At 46.2% G+C, this 21521-nt stretch carries 15 protein-coding genes; 9 read left to right on the top strand and 6 right to left on the bottom strand.

Going from position 1 to position 21521, the window contains the following annotated elements; translation table 11 throughout:
- Positions 1-11 precede the first annotated feature (11 nt).
- A complete protein-coding gene (locus C3B73_RS13110; RefSeq protein ID WP_103666058.1) occupies positions 12-1235 on the bottom strand; it encodes an MFS transporter in 1224 nt (407 codons plus the stop codon).
- Positions 1236-1517: 282 nt separating this feature from the next.
- Between C3B73_RS13110 and C3B73_RS13100 the strand changes: the two genes are divergently transcribed.
- Positions 1518-2276, top strand: coding sequence for a GNAT family N-acetyltransferase (locus C3B73_RS13100; protein WP_103666056.1), 759 nt, complete (start codon positions 1518-1520; stop codon positions 2274-2276).
- Positions 2277-2292: 16 nt separating this feature from the next.
- Positions 2293-3054: a lysophospholipid acyltransferase family protein gene (locus C3B73_RS13095; RefSeq protein WP_103666055.1), complete on the top strand. Its 762-nt coding sequence runs from the start codon at positions 2293-2295 to the stop codon at positions 3052-3054.
- Between the two features lie 189 nt (positions 3055-3243).
- Here the strand turns inward: C3B73_RS13095 and C3B73_RS13090 are convergent, their stop codons facing one another.
- Positions 3244-4344, bottom strand: a complete 1101-nt coding sequence (locus C3B73_RS13090) for an alkene reductase (protein WP_103666054.1) — start codon at positions 4342-4344, stop codon at positions 3244-3246.
- Between the two features lie 91 nt (positions 4345-4435).
- Entirely contained in the window at positions 4436-4987 is a 552-nt protein-coding gene (locus tag C3B73_RS13085; protein WP_157939513.1) for a 2'-5' RNA ligase family protein, read from the bottom strand.
- Between the two features lie 104 nt (positions 4988-5091).
- Here C3B73_RS13085 and C3B73_RS13080 point away from each other — a divergent pair, with 104 nt between their 5' ends.
- The 5 genes from C3B73_RS13080 (at position 5092) to C3B73_RS13060 (ending at position 10811) form a co-directional block, all read left to right on the top strand.
- Positions 5092-6786, top strand: a complete 1695-nt coding sequence (locus C3B73_RS13080; protein ID WP_103666052.1) for a tetratricopeptide repeat protein — start codon at positions 5092-5094, stop codon at positions 6784-6786.
- 2 nt (positions 6787-6788) lie between these two features.
- Entirely contained in the window at positions 6789-7553 is a 765-nt protein-coding gene (locus tag C3B73_RS13075; protein ID WP_232803216.1) for a DUF4292 domain-containing protein, read from the top strand.
- Complete coding sequence (locus C3B73_RS13070; RefSeq protein ID WP_103666051.1) at positions 7550-8872, top strand: murein hydrolase activator EnvC family protein; 1323 nt, start codon at positions 7550-7552, stop codon at positions 8870-8872. The genes C3B73_RS13075 and C3B73_RS13070 overlap by 4 nt, the downstream gene beginning before the upstream one ends.
- Positions 8873-8980: 108 nt before the next feature.
- Positions 8981-9427, top strand: a complete 447-nt coding sequence (locus tag C3B73_RS13065; protein WP_103666050.1) for a hypothetical protein — start codon at positions 8981-8983, stop codon at positions 9425-9427.
- A 4-nt stretch (positions 9428-9431) separates the two neighbouring features.
- Positions 9432-10811: a M28 family metallopeptidase gene (locus tag C3B73_RS13060; protein WP_103666049.1), complete on the top strand. Its 1380-nt coding sequence runs from the start codon at positions 9432-9434 to the stop codon at positions 10809-10811.
- A 419-nt stretch (positions 10812-11230) separates the two neighbouring features.
- Here the strand turns inward: C3B73_RS13060 and C3B73_RS13055 are convergent, their stop codons facing one another.
- Positions 11231-12820: a Ppx/GppA phosphatase family protein gene (locus C3B73_RS13055; protein ID WP_103666048.1), complete on the bottom strand. Its 1590-nt coding sequence runs from the start codon at positions 12818-12820 to the stop codon at positions 11231-11233.
- A 496-nt stretch (positions 12821-13316) separates the two neighbouring features.
- Between C3B73_RS13055 and C3B73_RS13050 the strand changes: the two genes are divergently transcribed.
- Together C3B73_RS13050 and C3B73_RS13045 are read left to right on the top strand one after the other, a co-directional pair.
- Positions 13317-13823, top strand: coding sequence for a nuclear transport factor 2 family protein (locus C3B73_RS13050; RefSeq protein WP_103666047.1), 507 nt, complete (start codon positions 13317-13319; stop codon positions 13821-13823).
- The gene (locus C3B73_RS13045) at positions 13823-16330 is read left to right on the top strand and encodes a M14 family metallopeptidase (protein WP_103666046.1); all 2508 of its coding nucleotides are present in this window, start codon (positions 13823-13825) and stop codon (positions 16328-16330) included. Before C3B73_RS13050 ends, C3B73_RS13045 begins: the two co-directional genes overlap by 1 nt.
- Positions 16331-16423: 93 nt before the next feature.
- Here C3B73_RS13045 and C3B73_RS13040 read toward each other — a convergent pair whose 3' ends face one another.
- Complete coding sequence (locus C3B73_RS13040) at positions 16424-17356, bottom strand: tetratricopeptide repeat protein (protein ID WP_232803214.1); 933 nt, start codon at positions 17354-17356, stop codon at positions 16424-16426.
- 613 nt (positions 17357-17969) lie between these two features.
- Positions 17970-21497 carry a chromosome segregation protein SMC gene (gene smc, locus C3B73_RS13035; RefSeq protein WP_103666045.1) on the bottom strand — a complete coding sequence of 1176 codons (3528 nt, stop codon included), beginning with the start codon at positions 21495-21497 and terminating at the stop codon, positions 17970-17972.
- Between the last annotated feature and the right edge of the window lie 24 nt (positions 21498-21521).

Here is a 21521-nt window from a genome sequence, read left to right as displayed (position 1 = left end):
CGGGCTGATTTCTAAAGGTCTTCGATCATGGTCACATCTGCTGCTACATACCACTCTCGTTTCATGAAAAAGAATGAGGAAATGACAAACAGTCCTGCGGCTACGGCTGCGGCATAAAATGTTGCATTCAGGCTGATTCCGGCATATACCAAACCCAGCAGATAAGGACCGAGAGCCTGACCGGTACGCATCACCACCCAGTTTACGGAAAGAAAAGCCGCCCGGTATTCTTTGTCAGCATATCCGGTCAGCAAATTCAGGATGCTTGGAATGTTGATGCCCTGAGCGGCTCCAAAGATCAGTACCGGAATAATGAACCACCATATGTTGGTAACTTGAGGGATGATCAGGAAAATAACCAGATAGAGGATCGCTGCGGTTCGGATCAGATTAACCTCCGAAAAACGGGTAGTGAGTTTGCCAAGCTGGGATGAGGCATACGCCGTCATAAAGGATGAACCGGAAAGGATCAGTCCGATCCAGAAGGCATTTTGTTCAAACCTCTCATCCAGCAAAATGGTAAAAAACGTGATATAGCCTCCATAAAGCATGATGAAGGTCAAAAAGATACCGGCAAATAAGGGAATCACTTTTTTGGAAACCAATGAAGAGGCCACATTTGAGAATATCTCAGAAACGTTAAGACTATTCGATGAACCGGTTTTTTCAAGTTTGAATAGAACGGAAATCCCAACCGGAATGGCCAGCAAACTCAGATAAAAGGGATAGAACCAACCCAGAATGGCCAATGCTCCACCAACGGCCGGATAAAAAGCGGTACCGATACTGAGCACGCTCCCATTATAACCCATGGCGGTTGCGCGCTGATTTCCGGAATACAGATCTCCGATCAATGTCAGGTTCAGGGCACCAAGAGAGGCACTACCCATTCCCTGAAGAGCCCGAAAAAACAACATCTGCTCAAAAGAGGCAGCATAGGCACAAGCTGTTCCGGCTGCTCCGAAAAGCAACAGTGAAGGAACCAATACGATCTTACGTCCAAATCGATCTGCCAGCAGGCCAAGTATAGGGGTGATAATGATACCGGGAATGGTAAAAAAGGTGATCAGTAACCCGATGCGCTCGGTAGAGACATCAAGGGAATCGGCGATGGAGGGAAAAGCCGGAGCGATGGATGACACCCCCATTACGGCTGTTAAGGTAATACCGAAAATGATGTAGAGGTTTACATCTTGCAGAAGTGATTTTGATTCAGAAGCGGAGCTGGAAGACAAGTTTGTCGTTTTGGGAATTTGGTTGAAAATGAAATTTTAAATAAACCTAAAGGTACTGATAATTAACGGGCAGAGCCACAAAACTAACCCTTAGATAATTATTGAATTGAAGTGGGGATTTCGTGATATTTTCAGGGTTGGATTTATTGGGCCTGTACAGTATTACATTGTGTTAAAGCAAATCGTTTACTACCCGTTCATCCGTCTGATGCGGAATGTTTTAAATCTGCAAAATTGTTGGCTGATTATCGAAAAACTGATAAATAAAATTAAAGCACAAAGTTGAAAGCTAAAGAGAAGATCCTACCTGATATTTCAAATCATCGTTATACGGTGAGTATTGCATCTACAGATTCAGAAATCGAACAAGCCTTAAAACTGAGATACGAGGTTTTTTATAAGGAGCTTGAAAGGGAATTTGATTCATCCAAAACGATCGATGAGGATAAATACGATGATCAGTGTCATCACCTGATCGTGAAAGAAAATGAAACCGGAAGAGTGGTTGGGACTTACCGTCTTCAAACTTACGCTCAGGCGGCAGGCGGAGAAGGCTTCTATTCTGAAACGCTGTTCAATCTCAAGGAGCTACCTGAAGAGGTATTGACCAAAAGTTTTGAAGTTGGTCGGGCATGTATAGAAGAAGAGCATCGCAGCGGAAGGGTTCTGTTCTTACTGTGGAAAGGGTTTGCCGGGTATTTACAGGCCCTCGATCAGCGGTATTTGCTGGGCAGCCTGGGAATTCCGGCTAAGTCACCGGAAGAAGGTATTGCGATCTATAAGGAACTCAAACACCGGGGCGTCATCCATCCCAACTATCAGGTAAGTGGAGCCGAGCCTTTTGGATTGAATGAGGAAGATTTTGATGTGGAACGAAAAGTAGATTTTGAGACCCCCGGGCTGCTGGCCAATTATCTGAGTGTAGGTTGTGATATCATCAGTAAGCCGGCCTATAAAAATGACCTTGAGCTTTTTTATGTAATGGTCTTTCTTGATATCGAAAATATATCTGACCGAACCCGAAAGATGTTTTTCGGATAATCTAAATACGTTCATTATGAGAAAGATCCGCGGATATTTCAGGCTTTTCGTTCTGCTGATCTTTACACTGACCACCTTCGGGATATACTGGGTTGGATTAGCGGTTCCAAAATTGCTGCAAAAACGGTATGAACCGTGGCGAAACCTGTTTATGCGAACCTGGGCAGAGGGTGTGGCTTTTATCTTTAATATGCAGGTTGAGATCGAAGGGAAACCGCCACAAGCTCCATTCTTTCTGGTATCTAACCATCTCAGTTATATGGATATCATTCCGCTCTATCTTAGCCTAAGGTGTACCTTTGTGGCCAAAAAGGCCGTACGAGGCTGGCCGGTGCTGGGTTATATGGTTAACGCGGTTGGGGTGATCTTTGTGGACCGTAAAAGGAAAACCGATGTGAAGCGGGTGAACGAAGAATTATCACGGTCTATGAATATGTATCAGGGGCTGATCTTTTTTCCGGAGGCAACCTCATCCGGTGGGGAAGAGATCCTGCCTTTTCATGCCTCCTTGCTTCAGTTTCCGGCGGATGAGCAGATCCCGGTTCATACTGCATCGATCTCATATGCCACTGCTAAGGAAGACCCGCCGGCACGGGATAGCGTATGTTTTTTTGGTGCCCGGCACGGATTTCTGGAACACCTTATGATACTTTCTCAAACAAAAAAGATCTACTGTAAGATCAAATTTGGAACGAAGACGGAACAGTCCTCAGATCGGAAAGAACTGGCTCTGAAGCTACGAGAAAATATTCAGGAATACTTTGAGCCTTCGCAATGATACATGGCACTAATTTTTTGTAATTGAAATAGCCTGACCCGGTAATGGGTCAGGCTTTGGACTCTTCATTAAAACAACTATAAATCGGTGAACCGAAGATCAGGAAGAACTGAAGAGTGAATCACCGATGGACCGAAAGACCGAATTGCGATCCGGTTTTTGGATACAGCAAATATATTAAGCAGAATTTCAGCTTTCAGCCTCAGGGTAGTCGATATACCCTTCAGGTCCCGGAGTGTAGAAGGTATCATGATCCGGCGCAGCTAATTCAATGTTGTGTTTTAGTCGGTACACAAGATCCGGGTTCGAAATGAAAGGTCGCCCAAATGCGATCAGATCACCTTTGTTCTCAACAATATCTCTGTTAGCTTCTTCGGCACCGTTATAACCGCCGGAAAGTATGATCGCCCCATTGCTGAAATGATCTTTGATGGCTTCTTTGATAGAATCAGGGACTTTAGGCGTACCCATGGCAGAATGATCCACGATATGGATATATAACAAGCCAATTTCATTCAGAGCTTTGGTCAACTCGGTATACTGCTTATCCAATTCATTGTGTGGTTCAATTCCATTGAAAACGCCATAGGGAGATAATCGGATACCGGTCTTCTCTTTACCTATGGCTTCTGCAACGGCTTTGGAAACTTCAATCGCAAAACGGTTTCTGTTTTCAATGGATCCACCGTAATTGTCGGTGCGGGTATTGGTATTGGGAGCCAGGAATTGTTCGATCAGGTAACCGTTGGCGCCGTGAACTTCTACTCCATCAAAACCGGCTTCAATGGCTCGTTTGGAGGCATCCACATATTCCTGAATGGTACTTTCTATTTTGTCATTGGTCATCTTTTCAGGAACCGGATAATCTTGCGGGCCTTCCTGATCAGTGTACATCTTTTCGTTGGTGAATGGAACAGGACTCGGGGCAAGGATCTCTGCATCATCCGGCATATTCAGTTTATGAGAGATACGTCCGGTATGCATAAGCTGCATGAATATCTTTCCGCCATTAGAATGAACCTTTTCAACGACCGACTTCCAGGCGTCACGTTGTTCATCACTATAAATACCGGGGATTCTTGGGTATCCTGCCCCATTTGGAGACGGTGCAACGCCCTCGGTTATTATTAGGCCGGCATCGGAACGTTGTCCATAATAGGTTGTCATGATGTCTGTTGGAATATGGTCAGCAGTGGCGCGGCTGCGTGTCATTGGAGCCATGACTATGCGATTTTGTAATGATAATTGGCTCAGTTCTGTTTTTTCAAATAATTTATAAGTGTTTGTCATTGTTCGAACTTAATAACTGTTGTAGTTTCAGCTTAACCATTCAACGTTAAAGTAATTAAGGGCATTCCGGGATAAAAAAGTATTTGAAAAGCTAAACAGACGTGTTCAAAGGGTAGGAAGCTGAAACTTCCCAGACCTCACCATTGTGCTTAAGCAGGTAAAATTGGTCGGCTGTGAAATCCTCTTCTATATCGCGGTCTTTGAACTCATCCCAGGCGTTGTAGAAATTCTCTTTTGATAGGTCCTTAAAGGCAAGGGTGACATGCGGATGAAATGGCCGCTCCTGATAGTTGTACCCAAAATCATGGTCAGCGCGGATCATCAGCTCAAGTTTTTGCTGAAATTGCTGAAGGGTTTCAGAGATCTTTACATCGATGAAGATCACCCGAGGGGGAAAGGTGGCGAAATCCTTCAGCTGAACCTGAAAGGGAGAGTGACCCTGGGCATACACTTCAAGGAGTGATTGTAAACTTGAGACCTTATCATAACTAATACGAAAAGGGCTGATCAATGTGATGTGAGGAGGGGCATTTAGCGAATGTGAGCTGTCGAATTGTTCGGCTACTTCCAGTTTAAGGTCCTGGATCAGTTCCCTGAGTGGTTCAGGTGGAATAAGAGCAATGAAATAGAGTTCGTGATTCATTTGAGAGATTATCCGTCGTAAATGATCCATACAAATAATCATTTCTTTGGAATCCTTCAAATGGCAAGCAAAAATCGCACTTTCCTGTTATACTTGACGTTGATATGACTGTTATGAAATATGTACTCGCTTTACTTATTGGTGGACTGCTTACTTCCACTGGCTTCGCTCAAACTCAGGTGCAAAATGAGAATGAGATCGCCGGGAAGTCCATGTTTATTCAGGGACTGGAGGCCTTTGAAAATGAGGAGTTTGATAGAGCTGAGCAGCTATTGTTAGAGGCAAAGGATTACCTGAGCGGATCATCCGGAGTAGATTATGCTCTGGCGGATGTGTATTACAGTATGGATAATCTGCCTAATGCCGCACTATACGGGAAGCTGGCAGTGGACGGTGAGCCACAAAACAAATGGTACCGACTGAAACTGGCTCAGATCTATCGCCGGGCCGGGCAGAATGATGCAACTCTCAGAGAGTTAAATACCCTGCTGGATATGTACCCGGATGATTTTGATGCGTTGTACATGCTGGCGGATACCTACAAGGATTACGGGGAATTTGTTCGCTCTAATCAGATACTGGATGACATCCTGAAACTGAGGGGCGGTGATATCTCGGTCCTGCTAATGAAATTCAGAAACTATGAAGCCCTGTCGGCACCCGATTCAGCCATTGCTCAACTTGAAGAGATGCGGGAGCTCGACCCGGACAACCTTGAAATGCTGAACCTGTTGGGGCAATACTACGCCAACTACGGCAATGAAAATGAGGCAAAGGAGATCTTAAGCAACGCATTGGAACGGAATGCCCGCGACCCACAATCACTGATCAACCTGGCTAGCCTGTATCTGGATGAGCAGAAATGGGACAGTGCCGGGACCTTCTTATCCAATTTTGTGTCTGATCCGCTGATACAGCCTGAGCAAAAAATGAATATTGCCCGATTCCTGTATTCAAGGTCACAACAGAATCCCCAGAACATTCAGCTTAGAATAGAGACCGAAGGAGTATTGGATGCCTTTACGGAAACCGATCAGGATTATGGTCCCGCCTTTAGTCTTTCAGGTGAATTCTATGCCCAGATGGAACAGCCGGAACGAGCCCTCGAACTACTTGAAAAAGCAAATCAGCTGTTACCGGAAGATGAGATAGCCTGGCGGCAGAGATTGCAGTTATTATTAAGTCAACAGAATTATGAGCAGGTGATCGAAGTCGGGAAACAGGCACATGGATCGGTTCCAGAAGATGCCTTCATACAATTCTTTGTGGGAAGTGCCTATATGCTATCCGACCAAAATGAAGCAGCAGAGGAATGGCTGGAAAATGCCACTCGTGCCCCTGCCCGGCGCCCATTCAAGTCGATCATTTATAGTACACTTGGGGATGTGAGAGGTAACCTTGGGAAACATGAACAATCGGATGAAGCCTATGAACTGGCACTCAGGTATGATGCCGAGAACGACAACGCCATGAACAACTACGCTTACAATTTGTCGGTCAGAGGCGAGGACCTGGAAAGGGCCAAAGAGCTGGCATTGAAAGCGATCGAAGTAGCCCCTGAGAATGCGGCATATCTGGATACGGTCGGTTGGGTCTATTTCAAACTGGAAGATTATGAAAGGGCCCGGCGTTATATCAAAGCCTCTATTGATACGGGTGGAGCCAGTGCTGAGGTGTATGAACACCTTGGGGATGTGTATGAGAAGCTTGGAAATATGGATGAGGCAAGAAAGTGGTGGGAACAGGCGTTAGAGAACGACCCGGAACGAATTCATTTAAAAGAAAAGATCGACGGATAGATTTGAGATCTCCTTTACAACAGACGTACTTTTTATTATTTGGAATCCTTTTTCTGCTCAGTGCCTGTAGCAGCAGCTCTGAATTGACGATGGAGGGTGATTTTCGCCCCAGTAAAGAATCCGTTGAAAAGGTGGTGGCTATGGTGCCAAATTATGCCGGCGAGCTTGAGACCATGACCGGCAAGGGCCGTGCATTAGTGAGTGAACCGGGAAACAGTGACCGTGTGACCATCGATTTTGCGACAAACGAAACCCGCAGTCTACTGACCATACAAAACCGTATCGGTATTGAAGGTGGGCAGATGTTGGTGGAGCAGGATTCTATTCTTATTTATAACCGGCTTGATAAGGAAGCTCAGAAGATCTCCATTTACGATGGGCGATTGACGAGCTTAAATGAACTGACATCCATCAACATGCTGGACCTCATCAACTTCAAAGTGGATGCTGAAAATGTGGATCGGCTGCAGGAAAATGGTTCGACCTTTAGGCTCTTACTCCGAAATGGGTTAAGGGTGGTGGTTGACCGGGAAAACGGTCAGGTTCAAACGGTAGATCAAACCATCCCACAGAACTCACCCTATTCACGCATCTACTATGAAAGCTATGGTGAGTTGAACGGATTCGTTTTGCCCAGAAAAATCACGATATTCAGTGCGGATGAGCGTTCGAGAGTCGTTTTTTTAGTGCGTTCACTGGAAACAAATCCTGACCGGATCAACTTAGAAATTGATATCCCAGATAATATAAAGATCCAGAGACTATGAGATCATTCGCTTCCATAAAATACGTGTGTTGTTTTGTTGTTCTGATAGCTTTTTCCGGCGATCTGTTTGCCCAGACCTATCAGGAAAGACGGGAAGAACTTCTTAAGCGACAGGAAAATACCCGGGCCGAGATCAATGTTTTGGAGGCCCGGATCAAAAATTATCAGGAGCGGGTCAACCAGGCAGAGGAAAAATTTGACCGATCCTATCAGCAGTTTCAGTCACTTAATAACCTCATTGCCCTTCAGGACGACAAGATCCAAAGTTTGCAGAATGAACAATCACAGATCGAGGCAGAGATCGAACTCACTGAAAATGAATTGGAAGTGCGGGAGGCTGAACTCGAGCATCTCATGGACAACTACCGAAAGATCATCACTTACGCGTATAAAAATGGTCGGGCAGCAAATATTGAACTCCTGTTAACCTCCGAATCCATCAATCAAATGGTGGTGCGCTCCAATTATCTTCGCAGATTCGATGAACAAAAGACCAAGCAGGCCGAAGTGATCCGTGAGGCCAAGCAGGAACTCGATCAGGTGAAGGCTGACCTTCAGGACAGTTATGAGCGAAACCGGGAAGTGATCGATGAGATAAGGCAGGAAAAAGATGAATTGGCTGTTCAACGGAGGCAGCAGGAACAAACGGTAGAAGAGATCAAGCAGGAACGCAGTGACTGGCTGGCGGAGCTTAGAAAGACCCGGGAACAAAAAGAGAATCTTGAGAACACCTTTACCAGCCTGATCGAGGATGAGGAAGCCCTTCGGGAGCAGGAAAACGAACGCCTTCGCAGACTGGAGCAGGCCCGAAATATTGCCGATGCAGATGAAAGAGCAGCTGAAGTAGAAAAATATTCCCGATCGGTATTACGGGAAAACTTCGTGAGTGATGACATCCTGCTCACCTACGAAAATGAATTTGTGCAGTCCAAGGGTGTTTTACCGTGGCCGGTGAACAGCAAAACGGTAGCAAAGAAATTCGGCAGGGTGCGCAATCCCCTGTATGGAACCAGTACCGAACATCCGGGTATTGATATAGTTACGGAATCCGGAGCATCGGTCACCGCTGTATCGCCGGGATATGTATTTGAGATCCTTCCGCTCCGTGGCTATGGGGATGTGGTATTTGTTAAGCATGGTTCATACTACACGGCATATGGTAACCTATCCAGTATCAGTGTTCAGATCGGTTCGGTTCTGGAACGCGGTGACAAAGTTGGTAATGCCGGTACCTCAGAATCGGAACTGGGGGAAGTGCTTTTCTTTGCCGTCAGAGATGGTAACGAGTTTGTGAATCCACAGAACTGGTTATCCCGCTAACCTTTTTATTGCACCTTTTAACCATCTCACATGTGGATATTGTTGTATCTTTTTGTCCGCAACTGAATGTGAGAATCTAAATTTCTTAACCTAAATCACACTATCGTTTTGGATAACATCCCTCGGTTCGCTTTTTATGCCTCAGGCGTTTTTATAATATCTTCGGCTTTTACACTTTTGTCGTCAGAATTCTTGATCAAAATAACAGATCCGACATTTGTTGGAACTCTTTTTCTATTTGGCTTTGGCCTGGTTTATATGAACATCGTGTTTGTAACCGGCCGTCGATTCATGCGAAGGTTGCAGGGAGCCAGTCCGGTGCCATATATCTTCGGATTACTGATCGCCATTCCGCCTTTGGTCTGGGTTCAGATCTATGATGCAGGACTTGGAGATGCCAACTTAACCTTCCAGTTCGTCGTGATCGTAGCTTGTGGATTGGGAGCACTTTTTGGCCACAGAGCGGGATTGAAAGCTCAGATTCAGTTTCAGAAAAACCTTCAGGAATATCTGAAACAGGAACAAAATTTACGTAACAACCCCAGTGAGAATTGAACCTATGAAAACAATTAAAGCATTAGTATTGACCCTGATAACCCTTTTATTTGCAATGGGTGGAGTTTTGGCTCAGACCCTGCAAACAGAGGTGTTGAGAGAGATCGGCGAGGCTCCATCAGCAGAACGAATTGAAGCGGATATCACGAAACTGGTGGGTTTTGGAACCCGACATACATTATCTGACACAACCTCCGCAACAGAAGGAATTGGAGCCGCTCGCCGCTGGTTGAAGGCAGAATTTGAACAAATCTCGGAAGACTGTGGTGGATGTCTGGAAGTTTTTTACGTGAGTGATTATGTAGGAGGAGAAGAAGGCAGCCGTATTCCGGAAACGGTTCAAGTGGTGAATGTGGTAGCTATTCAACGTGGCACCGCCGACCCGAATCGTTTTGTGGTCATGAGCGGTGATATTGATTCCCGCGTCAGTGATGTAATGGATTCCGAATCTGTTTCTCCCGGAGCCAATGATAATGCTTCCGGAGTAGCGGGAGTACTTGAAGCTGCCCGTGTATTGAGTCAGTATGAATTTGAAGGATCCATCATGTATGCTCAGCTTTCCGGTGAAGAGCAGGGATTATTCGGTGGACAGATCCTGGCTGAATATGCCAAAGAGCAGGGCTGGGATATCAAAGGAGTCTTGAATAATGATATGATCGGTAACATTCAGGGCATTAACGGCGTGATCGATAATACCACCGCCCGTGTCTTCTCTGAAGGAACCCGTGCCGTTGAAACAGAGCGGGAAGCTCGTATCCGGCGCTTTACAGGTGGCGAGGTGGATTCCCCTTCCCGTAACCTGGCACGTTATGTAGATAAGATGGCAGATCTGTATATCAGAAATTTAAACGTGATGATGATCTATCGTCTGGATCGATTTGGTCGTGGAGGTCACCACCGTCCATTCAATGATGCCGGATTCCCGGGTGTGCGGATCATGGAAACCAATGAGGATTATGTACGCCAGCATCAGGATATCAGAACCGAAGACGGAGTAGAATATGGAGATGTCCTCAGTGAAGTTGAATTTGATTACGCAGCCAAACTGACCGGCCTTAATGCGGTTGTGATGGCAGGTATGTCTTGGGCTCCGAGTCCACCGGCTGAGGTCCGAATTTCCGGAGCGGTTCGACCAAGTGCCACGCTCAGTTGGAAGGCTCTTGATTCGGATAAGAATCCCCAGCTTGCCGGCTATAAGATCTATTGGCGCCTGACCGATTCCAACCAATGGGAAAAAAGTGTATTCGTGCCTGCAGATGTGACTGAGCACACCCTGGAGAATGTGGTGATCGATAACTATTACTTCGGAGTAGCCAGTGTCTCCAAAGACGGCTTTGAAAGCCCGGTCGTATTCCCGGGACCTGCCGGCTCCTTTGGTGATTAATTTTGTATAGGTACAGCGGCTCCCTGAGCCGCTGCCTGCTTATTTTACTCTGATACTTACTGCCTGCTCCGACGCAGAGCGTCTGAGCAAGGTGAGGGTGGTGGCTTGTGGTAGTTAGTTCTCGTTGAGTAGCTCCGCTGCTCAACGCCCACAGGAGGCTCCGCCTCCCATAGAAGTGTACCAAAACCTTGATCTCGCTCCGCACGCTCTGCGTCGGAGTGAATATTATATAGCAACCTGAGTTCGATTAAAAAACCCTTTGTTAAAGCATCTTTGTTAATCTTTTATGCAACCTCGCAGCGTCTGTAAGTCCTGCGAGCGTTGCAACCGAACGCTGCGAGGACCTTCGGACGCTCGCAGGTTCTACATTAGTGCTTATCCATGCAATACACTCTCTTTTTAAAGTTAACCTCAGGTTATCAACCCATCCCGGCCTCAATAATCCGCTCAATCTTAAGCTTCTTGCCGGTCATCTCTTTAAAAAGGTCAGATTTTCGTTCGGCCCCCCAGATCTCAAGATAAGGCTCGCCCTCCGTCCGGATATTGATCTTGATCTCCTTATCACCGGAGTAAACCTGCAGGTCCTTCACGTTCTGATAGTGACTGCGATCCAATCCATCCGCAATGCGCAAGATACCGGACAGTTTTTTGATGCGCTTTCGAATGGCCGGCTTCAGTTTCCAGTACTCACCATGTCGTTTCTTTGGGGTAGAACGCCTGTGATAACGGGCCACATTGGCTATGATCTCGATCTCCTCTTCTTTAAAACCCTTTAGATCTGCATGTCGGATAATATACAGGGCATGTTTATGATGTTTGGAATGAGAGATGTAATACCCGATATCATGCAAATAGGCCGCGTACTCGAGTAACTCACGATCTGTTTCATTAAGCTCCAATTCATTCTCCAGGGCGTCAAAGATGGTCAGGGCCATGTTGGCCACGTGGCGGGAGTGATTTTCGTGCCAGTCCGTTTTGCGAAGCAATTCAAAGACGCTTCGTCGGCGTGGATCCGACATCTCTCCGGTCCATGGCAACCCGATCATTTCCTTTTTCAGGTATCGGATCACGATCCCCTCCCTAAGTGCCTGAGAAGAAATGCGGATCTTTCGGATCCCAAATTTCCGGATCAGATAATCAACCAGAACCACCCCGGTATTGATGAACCCAACCCTTTTGGTTTCAAGTCCGGTTACTTTTTTGCGTTCCTTTCGGTTCAGTTTGATGAAATAGTCATAGAACTCCTTGAATTCTTCAGCTGAAAATTCGAGTTCATTTAAGGTGACATCCGTTGGGATGTTCTTTCGGGCGGCTATCATCTGGGCGATGTTCTCCATGGTTCCGGACGAACCGATGATGGTATCCGTTCTGTGTTGGGCAAAGGCCTGGGCCACATCCCGGAGTTCTTCCTCATAATGCGCCTGAAGCTTTTGGATGTTATCTTCAGTGATAGGATCGGAGGGTTTAAAGATCTCCGTCATGCGGGAAACCCCGATCTTTTTGCTGGCCAGGTAAAAGAAGTCACTGTCATTGCCGATAATGAATTCAACACTGCCACCGCCAACATCCGCTACCAGGGCAGGTTTTTCGGTAAGCTTCATTCCGTGTCGGACAGCAAGTCCGATGAGCTCCGCTTCCACACGACCGGGAATAGCCAGCATTTTGATACCCACCTCATCTATACTTTTCTGGATGAACTCACCCCCGTTCTCTGCTTCCCGGATGGCACTGGTGGCATAGGCCAGGATCTTTTCACATTCATAACTGTCTGCCAGCCGTTTGATATTCTTAAGAGCTGACAGGCCCCGTTTGAACGCGCCTTCTGATAGTCGCTTTCCCATCCCTCCCTTGGCCATTTCAACCATTTCCTTGAGCTTATCGAGTGTACGAAAGCTGCCATCTGAATAAACATCGACAATGATAGCATGAAAGGAGTTGGTGCCAATGTCGATGGCGGCAATGCGTTTGATGGGGGCGATCTGGTTGGCGCTGTTACTGCTGATGATCAAAGTAAAACGGGTTGATTGAGGTCTGCCCCAAGCATAACCAAAAGTACGGAGTTTTTACAGGACTAAAGTGCAATGATAAGAACCCGTTGTGCTCGTTGAGTAGTGGAGCTGCATAAAGAGCATGGTAAAATTCAAATTTTTTGCCACTACGCAAACAGGCTTACTCAACTTAATTAATCAATACAGTCAGTAAGGGCGTATCGCATACGCCCGGGATTGAAATTCAGCTTCCTATGTTATTTCTCGTCGAGCAGCGGAGCTACTCGACGAGGTTGAATAGTCCATTTTAAATAATGAAATGCTAAGAGACTGAGATAGATCTCGTATCAAAGAAAAATCCATCTTTGAAGAGGGACCGTAAATGAACTTGTTCATTTACAGAGAGATGTAATCAGGCATTAGGAAGCTCAGGACTTTGATTCTTCTTGAAATTACCCCTTGCCCAATCCTTGTGTATTGGCTACCATAGGCTAACTCTTAATTCAACCCTATGTGTATGCGATCCTTGCTGTTACTTCTATTGATGCCTGTAATGTTTTTGGTGGCCTGCCAACCCAAAGAAACTCCGATGCCACCATCACCGGATGCGGTGGATGCTGTGCTCGATGACTGGCATGCGGCTGCAGCCGAAGGTGACTTCGAACGGTACTTCGCTCATTTTGAAAGTGATTCTTCCATCTTTATGGGTACGGATGCCACTGAACGGTGGACCGTGGCAGAGTTCAAGCCCTGGTCCAAACCCTATTTTGAGGATGATGGCGTGGCTTGGACCTTCACCCCAACCTTCAGAAAGATCTATTTTTCTGATAATGGGATGGTAGCCTGGTTTGATGAAGAACTGGATACACCCAACCTGGGACCGAGCCGCGGAACCGGGGTTTTGGTAAAAAATGAAAATGGGTGGAAAATTGCCCATTACAACCTTACTATCCCTATCCCCAATTCCATTGTTGATGATGTGGTTGAACAAATCGAATCTGAATTAAATAAATCGGCAGAATAATGAAACGAAGTTTATTGCTAACACTACTCTTAGGCTTATTCCTGAACCTTCCGGGATGGGCTCAAATCCAGTCCCCGGCTGAATATCTGGGATATGAGCTTGGCGATCAGTGGACTCCTCACTATAAGGTCCTGGGATATTTTCAGCATGTGGCTGATGAATCTCCTTTAGTGACCCTGACTCAATATGGAAAGACCAACGAGGGACGTGAGCTGGTTTATGTGGTGGTAACCTCCCAGGAAAATCAGAATAACATTGAAGAGATCCGGCAGAATAACTTAAAGTTGACCGGTTTGGTTGATGGTGAGCCTACAGCCAATCAGAAAGCCATTGTCTGGTTGAGTTATAATGTGCATGGGAATGAGACCTCTTCCAGTGAGGCAGCCATGAAGTCCATTCATGAATTGGTAACGCAGCGAACCGACTGGCTTAATAACACCGTGGTGGTCATGGATCCTATGATCAATCCTGACGGACGTGACCGGTATGTGAACTGGTACAGAACCGTGGTTGGAGAGGAATTCAATCCGGACCACGATGCCCGTGAGCACCATGAGCCATGGCCGGGTGGGCGTACCAATCACTATCATTTTGATCTGAACCGTGATTGGGCCTGGCAGACTCAGGTTGAAAGTAAGCAGCGTATTGTAGCGTATCAGGAGTGGATGCCACATGTACATGTTGATTTCCACGAACAAAGCTACCGTTCTCCGTACTATTTTGCACCGGCGGCTGAGCCCTTTCATAACGCTATCACTGACTGGCAGCGAGAGTATCAGACCATGATCGGTAAGAATCACACTAAGTATTTTGACAAAGAGGGTTGGTTATATTTTACGAAGGAATCATTTGATCTTTTTTATCCAAGCTATGGTGATACATGGCCTACCTTCAACGGAGCGATCGGCATGACCTACGAGCAGGCCGGTGGCGGTTTTGCCGGATTGGGTGTGTATAAGCCGGAAGGTGATACGCTGACTTTGAAGGACCGGTTGTTGCATCATCACACCAGTGGCATTTCTACCGTAGAGATTACTTCTCAGAATCATGAGCGCGTGATCAACGAATTTAAGACCTATTTTGATGATACGATCGAGAATGGTTCGGGTCAGTACAAAACATTTGTGGTCAAAAAAAGCAGTAACCCGGATAAAGTATCTATGCTGCTTCAGTATCTGATGAAGCAAAAGATCGAATTTGGAATGGCTTCACGCTCATCCAACGCCAATGGATATGATTTCTCAACCGGAGAAACCGGACGTGTTTCTGTGGAAGAAGGGGATTACGTGATCAGCACTTATCAGCCAAAAGGCACCTTGGTTCGGGCGCTGTTTGAGCCAAATCCTGAACTGGTCGATTCACTGACTTATGATATTACAGCCTGGGAAACTCATTACGCTTATGGCCTTGATGGCTATGCTGTGACGGGCACGATCGATACAGAGCCTGTTCAGCCAACGGTGGAAGAGGAACTGACGCCAAGCATCGAAAAACCTTATGCTTACCTGGCTAAGTGGAATTCTATGGATGACATGAAGTATCTGTCCCAGATCCTCAAGAAAGGCATAACAGTCCGCTATGCAGAAGAAGCCTTCACTCTGAATGGCAATAGTTACAAGCCCGGTACTTTGGTCATCACTAGAAATGGAAATGAGAACCTGGGCGATCGTTTTGATCAGATCGTTAAAGACGAAGCAGCATTATTGAACCGAATTGTGACTCCGGTAGCCACCGGTTTTGTGGATTCCGGTAAGGATTTCGGTTCCTCTTCTGTACGCCTGATCGAAACGCCTAAAGTGGCACTTATCTCAGGAGAAGGAACGAGTGGTAATATGGTAGGCCACATCTGGAATTTCTTTGATCAGCAGATCGACTATCCGGTGACTATGATCAATACGGATGATATTGGCTCTGTTGACTGGAGTGACTATCACGTAATAGTGATGCCAACCATGTATGGGAGTATTGCTAACGATGCGAACTTGTCTGTGATCCGGGAATGGGTGAGAGACGGCGGGACACTGATCGCGCTGGACGGTGCGAACAGTGTACTGGCCGGTAAGGAAGGTTTTGCCCTGAAACGTAAATCGATGGATAGTGAAGGGGAAGCTGACACGGAGCCTGGCGACAAACTCAGGGTGTATGGGAATGCAGAACGTGAACGTGCTTCCGGTTCTAACCCGGGCAGTGTGTATGAAATCTCCCTGGATACCACACACCCACTCGCTTTCGGATATGATGATACTTATATGTCTCTGAAGCTTGGATCTGATGCCTACGAGTACCTGGATTACGGATGGAATGTGGGCGCGGCTAAACCCGGAGCCCATCGTAGCGGATTTACCGGAGTTGACGCCCAAAAAGAACTTGAGCATACCCTGACCTTTGGTGTTCAGAATATGGGTTCAGGTGAGGTGGTCTATATGGTTGACAATCCCCTATTCCGTGGATTCTGGCATAACGGGAAACTTCTCTTTGGTAACGCCCTGTTCTTTGTAGGGAATTAATGGTGTTGTAGTGCGGAAGTGTTTAAGTGTTACGGTGTTATAGTTGGGATCAACTGATAACACCGTAACACCATCGCACTGTAATACATATTCTTAGTTAACCAGTTCTGCTTCACTGGCAATAAAGCCAAATGCGGCCCAGTTTCCTGAATCATGGACCTGCTGCCAGATCTCAGTGGCTCTTTCATGCCGGCCATTTATATCATGCCAGAAGCCGAGGCCATAACCAAGTGTTGAATTGTCTAGTTCTGAATTATTCTCATCTAAGATCTGATTTTCAGAAAATACACCTTTGAATACCATCAGAAGTTCATGATAACTCGTGTTTTCGATCATGACCATATCTTCTGAGACCTGCTCCAGAACCTTGCCCGCTTCTACGTCGTGTCCGGCTTTACGCAATGCCATATAGTGCCAGTAAAGAAAAGCGACTTTCATATCATCGTTGGTGGAAGCGACAAGTCCCTTCTCATAAGCCCCGTTCGCGAGGTCATATTCTCCCTTTAAATAATGAGCCAGGCCAAGATGGTACCAGGTATTGGTATGAAGTGAGCTCAATGGGATATTCTTTGCATTAGGAAGGCCGTCCTGCTCCGTAATATCATCCTGCCCCTCAAATAAATCGGCTGCCTTTTGGAAATCCTGAATGGCCAGGTCAAATTCACGAAGCGTGATATACCGATGCCCACGGTGGCGATATAGTCGGGGCTCGTCGGGGAACTCAATGATAGCGGAAGAGAGCTGTACTATGGCTGTTCGGTAATCACCCCTGTAGGCTGTTTTCCGTGCTTCCCAGATATAACTGTCCACAAGCCGGTCCTGCTCCAGCGCCAAAGCACTTAAAGAATCTATTCTATTCGCCAGGGCCTCCGGCAGGGAATCAACACTGGTATAAAGCGTATCACCGGTCAATGAGATCGTTTGGGCTTCTTCCGGAAGATCCTGAAATCTGGTTTCCGGTGACTCAGAATTACAGGCAGAAAAGATCAGGATCAGCGGTAAGAATATTACGGACAGGTTCTTCATTATTGGCTTACAGTTAATTTAATTGTGTAGCCAAAGATAAAACGCTCAGGTTGAACTTCAACAACGAAATACTTGAATCTGAAAAGCGATCAATAGATCAGGATGAAAGGATTGTTAAAGCGAGAGAGAAGGGCATAAAAATAGCCCGCCGGTTTTCTCCGTGGGCTTGTTTTTTGAATAACTGCTCTCAATATACGGCGGGATCGGTGCCTCGACCAAATCTAATTTATAATGTATAACTAATAGTAAGTAAAGATGATATTAAATACACTTATAGTAATTAAAGGATTATTAAAATGGATGCAATTAATTGTCCAAAAAGAATAGGTGGCAAGCTTTTTAGAAGATAAACTGGTTGGAATTGAGCAGTTTTGAAACTAATGCAGAGACTGCTACGGCGCAGAGCGTGCGTAGCGAGGGCTGGACACGTGTTATTTCTAGGGCGAGTGAAAGAATCTGTCTGCCGAAAGGCAAGCGCTGAGCGTTTGTTGTAAGAATCGGATATAAGACTTCTTCAAAGATGTTAATAGGAGGATAGGCAAAGACCTAATTCACTTCAAGATTGGATATTCCTTGTTTGATACCTGCCTACCGGCGAGGCAGGTTCAATATTCTAAAGAACGTCTTCCACTTCATCCAGTTTCACACCCACCAGGCGGGAGATCCCGGTTTCAGGCATGGTTACTCCATACATCATCTCAGCTTTACTCATGGTTTGCTTGTTGTGAGTAATGATGATGAACTGAGTGTCTTCACTGAAGTTCTTGATCATCTTGGCAAAACGCTCAATGTTGGCATCATCAAGCGGGGCATCCACCTCATCCAGAACACAAAATGGTGAGGGCTTCACGAGGTAGATGGCAAACAGAAGAGCAATAGCCGTCAGGGTCTTTTCACCACCTGAAAGCTGTGAGATCCCGGAAGGTCGTTTACCGCGAGGCTGAGCCTTGATCTCGATCCGGGCTTCAAGGGGGTCTTCAACATCCTGCTCAATGATGAGGTCACAGTAGTCATCCGCCTCAAAGAGAGTTTTGAATACTTTTTGGAAGTTGATACGGATCTTTTCAAAGGTGGTATTGAATCGCTCGGTAGCCGTTTCATTGATCTCATCAATGGTCTCTAAAAGCTGTTCTTCAGCTTCCTCAAGATCCATGATCTGTTCCTCGTAAAAATCGAGTCGCTCTTTTTCTTCCTTATACTCTTCAATAGCCAGCGGGTTTACCTCGCCAATGCTGTTAAGCTTTTGCTTCAGCCAGCTGATGCGCTCCTTGGCTTCCTCCGGTGTCTTGTTTTCTGGCAGGGTTTCATCCACCTGCTTCATCAGAATGCCGTAGGATTCCCAGATGTGGTCAGAGAGTGCCTGCGACTGCATTTCCATTTTTTCACGGGCCATATCGAGGTGGTGGACAAGCTCCATATTCACCTCTTTACGTCGGCGGACCTCCTTCAGTTCCTTTTCGATCTCATTGATCTTTCCGCGCTGTTTGGCAGCCGTTTCTTCAGCCTTTTCAAGGGCGGCATCAGCTTCTTTTTTGGCCTCACTGTTTGTGGTGATGTTAGCCTGAAGTTCTTTAGTGCGACCTGTCAGCGTTTCGATGCGTTCTTTGCTTTCTTCGGTCAGTTCCGTCCGGTTCTCAATACGTTTCTTCACGTTCTGTATGCCGGTCTCGGCCCGCTGAACATCACGCTCCAGGTTGTCTACTTTGTTCTTGAGATCCTGATGCTTAAGCTGCGTATCGTTGTAGCGACTTTGTGCAATGGATCGCTCATTTTCCAGGGTTTCCAGCAGGTCTTTTTTCTCCTGCTGTTTTTCATCCAGCTCCAGCATTTTTTGCTGAAGTTCTTTTTGCTTGGGATGAATGGAATTCAGTTCCTCCTGGGCGGTTCCTTCACTGCTTTTAAGGTGATCCTTACGGTTCACCAATTCGCCAATATTCTTTTGATAGACAGAGACCTTGGAGCTCAGGCTTTGCTGTTGCTGCTCAAGTCGGCGAACTTCCTGCTCTTTTTCCTTGAGCATTTGACTGAGTTTGCCAATATCGAGCTTCTCATATTTTTCTACGATCTGCTGAAGGTATTCTTCGAGCTTGACGGTCTCTTTGGCTGTCTTGGCCTCTTCTTTCTCCAGCTTTTCGATCTTGTCTTTCAGCCCGACCCTGATCCCGGCGTTCTTCTTTTTACTGCCACTTTGGAAGAATTTGTGGCCGGTTACTACTTCACCTTCAAAAGTTACACCAATGAGATCTTTTTCGGAACGCGTGTCTTTATAAGCCTCTTCAACAGAATCATACACTAACACATTACCGAGCAACAATTGCTTGAGGGCCGAATACTCCCGTTTGGATTTCACGTCATCAAACAGACTTCCGTCTTTGACGGGATAGGTGGCCGCCAGTTGGTCAAGGGGAATGAAGGTAGCGCGGCCTTTTTTATTTTCTTTAAGGATCTTCGCCGCTCGTTGCGCGTCATCAAGGGTTTTTACGACCACAAAATTAAGAGCTTCACCCAGCACGGCTTCCAATGCCACGGCATGCTTCTGGTCTGTGTCAAAGACTTCAGAAACGGTGGTCATATCCTTGAAATCAAACCGGTGATTTTCGATCAGGTATTTGACACTTCCGGGAAAGGCTTCATTGGAACTGGCGAGATCATTCATCAAATTGATCTCAGATCCCAGGGATTCCTTTTTACTTTGAAGGGTCCTCAGTTCATCCTTGATCTCATTTTGTTTATCAGCAAACTGTTCCCGTTTTTCTCGGGCTGTTTCAAGCTCTTCCTCAAGCTCATCGCGCTCAACAACCAGCGTGTCCAGTTTCTTTTCGATGAGCCCCTGCTCACCGGTCATATTTTCGATCTCGTCGTTCAGGTCTGTGATCTCGTCATCAATGCGCTCCAGGTCGCCTTCTGTATTTTCGAGTCGACTTTCGATCTTGATCCGCTTGGTCTGAAGCTGATTCAATTCGTTGTTGGTAGCACTCAGTTGAACTTCGATCTCATATAAGTCACTTCGCTCGCGATTATACTGTTGCTGGATCTGCCCATATTTCTTCTTGGAATCTTCGAGAGCCTTGCTCGATTTTTCCATTTCGTCATCAAAACTTTCCAGCTTGTTTCGGCTCGATTCCAGCAGATCTTTTAATTCCTCGAGATCATTCTGACCACTTTCAATATCCTTGGCATATTCGGTGATCACCTTCTTCTCATTCTCGATCTTTTCACGGGTGATCCGAAGGTTGGTATCCGCCTCGCGTAAGGCGTTATGCAGCTGACTTACCCTGCGCTGAGCCTCTGCCTGCTGCCGTTCCTTCTCGATGAGTTCTGCTCTGGCTTTTTCGTCACTTTCTTCAAGCTCTTCAATGGCTTTGGAGATCTCGCGCTTTTCCTTATCGGCGTTGGTGATCCGCTCTTTCAGAGGTTCCAGCTCTTCTTTGATTTTATTGAAATCATGAAGGGTGAGCCCTTTATCAAGGTGCTCCAGCTCATCTTTATAGACTTTGGCTTTTTCAGCTTTCTCAGCTTGAATTTCTAGGGAGCGGGCTTTCTTTCTCAGTTCAACCAACAGGTCATCCACACGCTGAAGATCCTTACGGGTCGATTCCAGCTTGCGGATCGTCTTCTTACGCTGATCTTTGTATTTGGTAACTCCCGCAGCTTCCTCAAATAACCTGCGGCGGTCATTATTCTTGTCGTTCAGGATCTCTTCAACCATTTTGAGCTCGATCACAGAATACGCATCAGAGCCCATTCCGGTATCCATGAAAAGCTCCATAATATCCTTAAGACGGCAGCTGGTTCCATTGATCAGATACTCACTGTCTCCTGAGCGATACAGCCTTCTGGAAATGGTTACCTCACTATACTCGATGGGAAGTATGCCTTTGTCATTCACAAATGTGAGGGACACTTCAGCCATACCGAGAGCTTTCTTTTTCGCGGTACCATTGAAGATGACATTAGCCATGGCAGAAGACCGAAGAAGAGATGGTCTTTGCTCTCCCAAAACCCAACGCAGTGCATCCACAATATTGGATTTACCGCACCCATTCGGTCCAACAATGGAAGTTATTCCACTGTCGAACTTAACCTTGGTTTTATGGGCAAAACTCTTAAAACCCTGTAATTCTAATTCGGATATATACATCTATGGGGTTGCGAAATTCGTGTT

This window comes from Gracilimonas amylolytica (assembly GCF_002911695.1).
GTDB lineage: Bacteria > Bacteroidota > Rhodothermia > Balneolales > Balneolaceae > Gracilimonas > Gracilimonas amylolytica.
The sequence above is the reverse complement of the archived record's forward strand: the minus strand, read 5'-3'. Positions and strand labels throughout refer to the sequence as shown.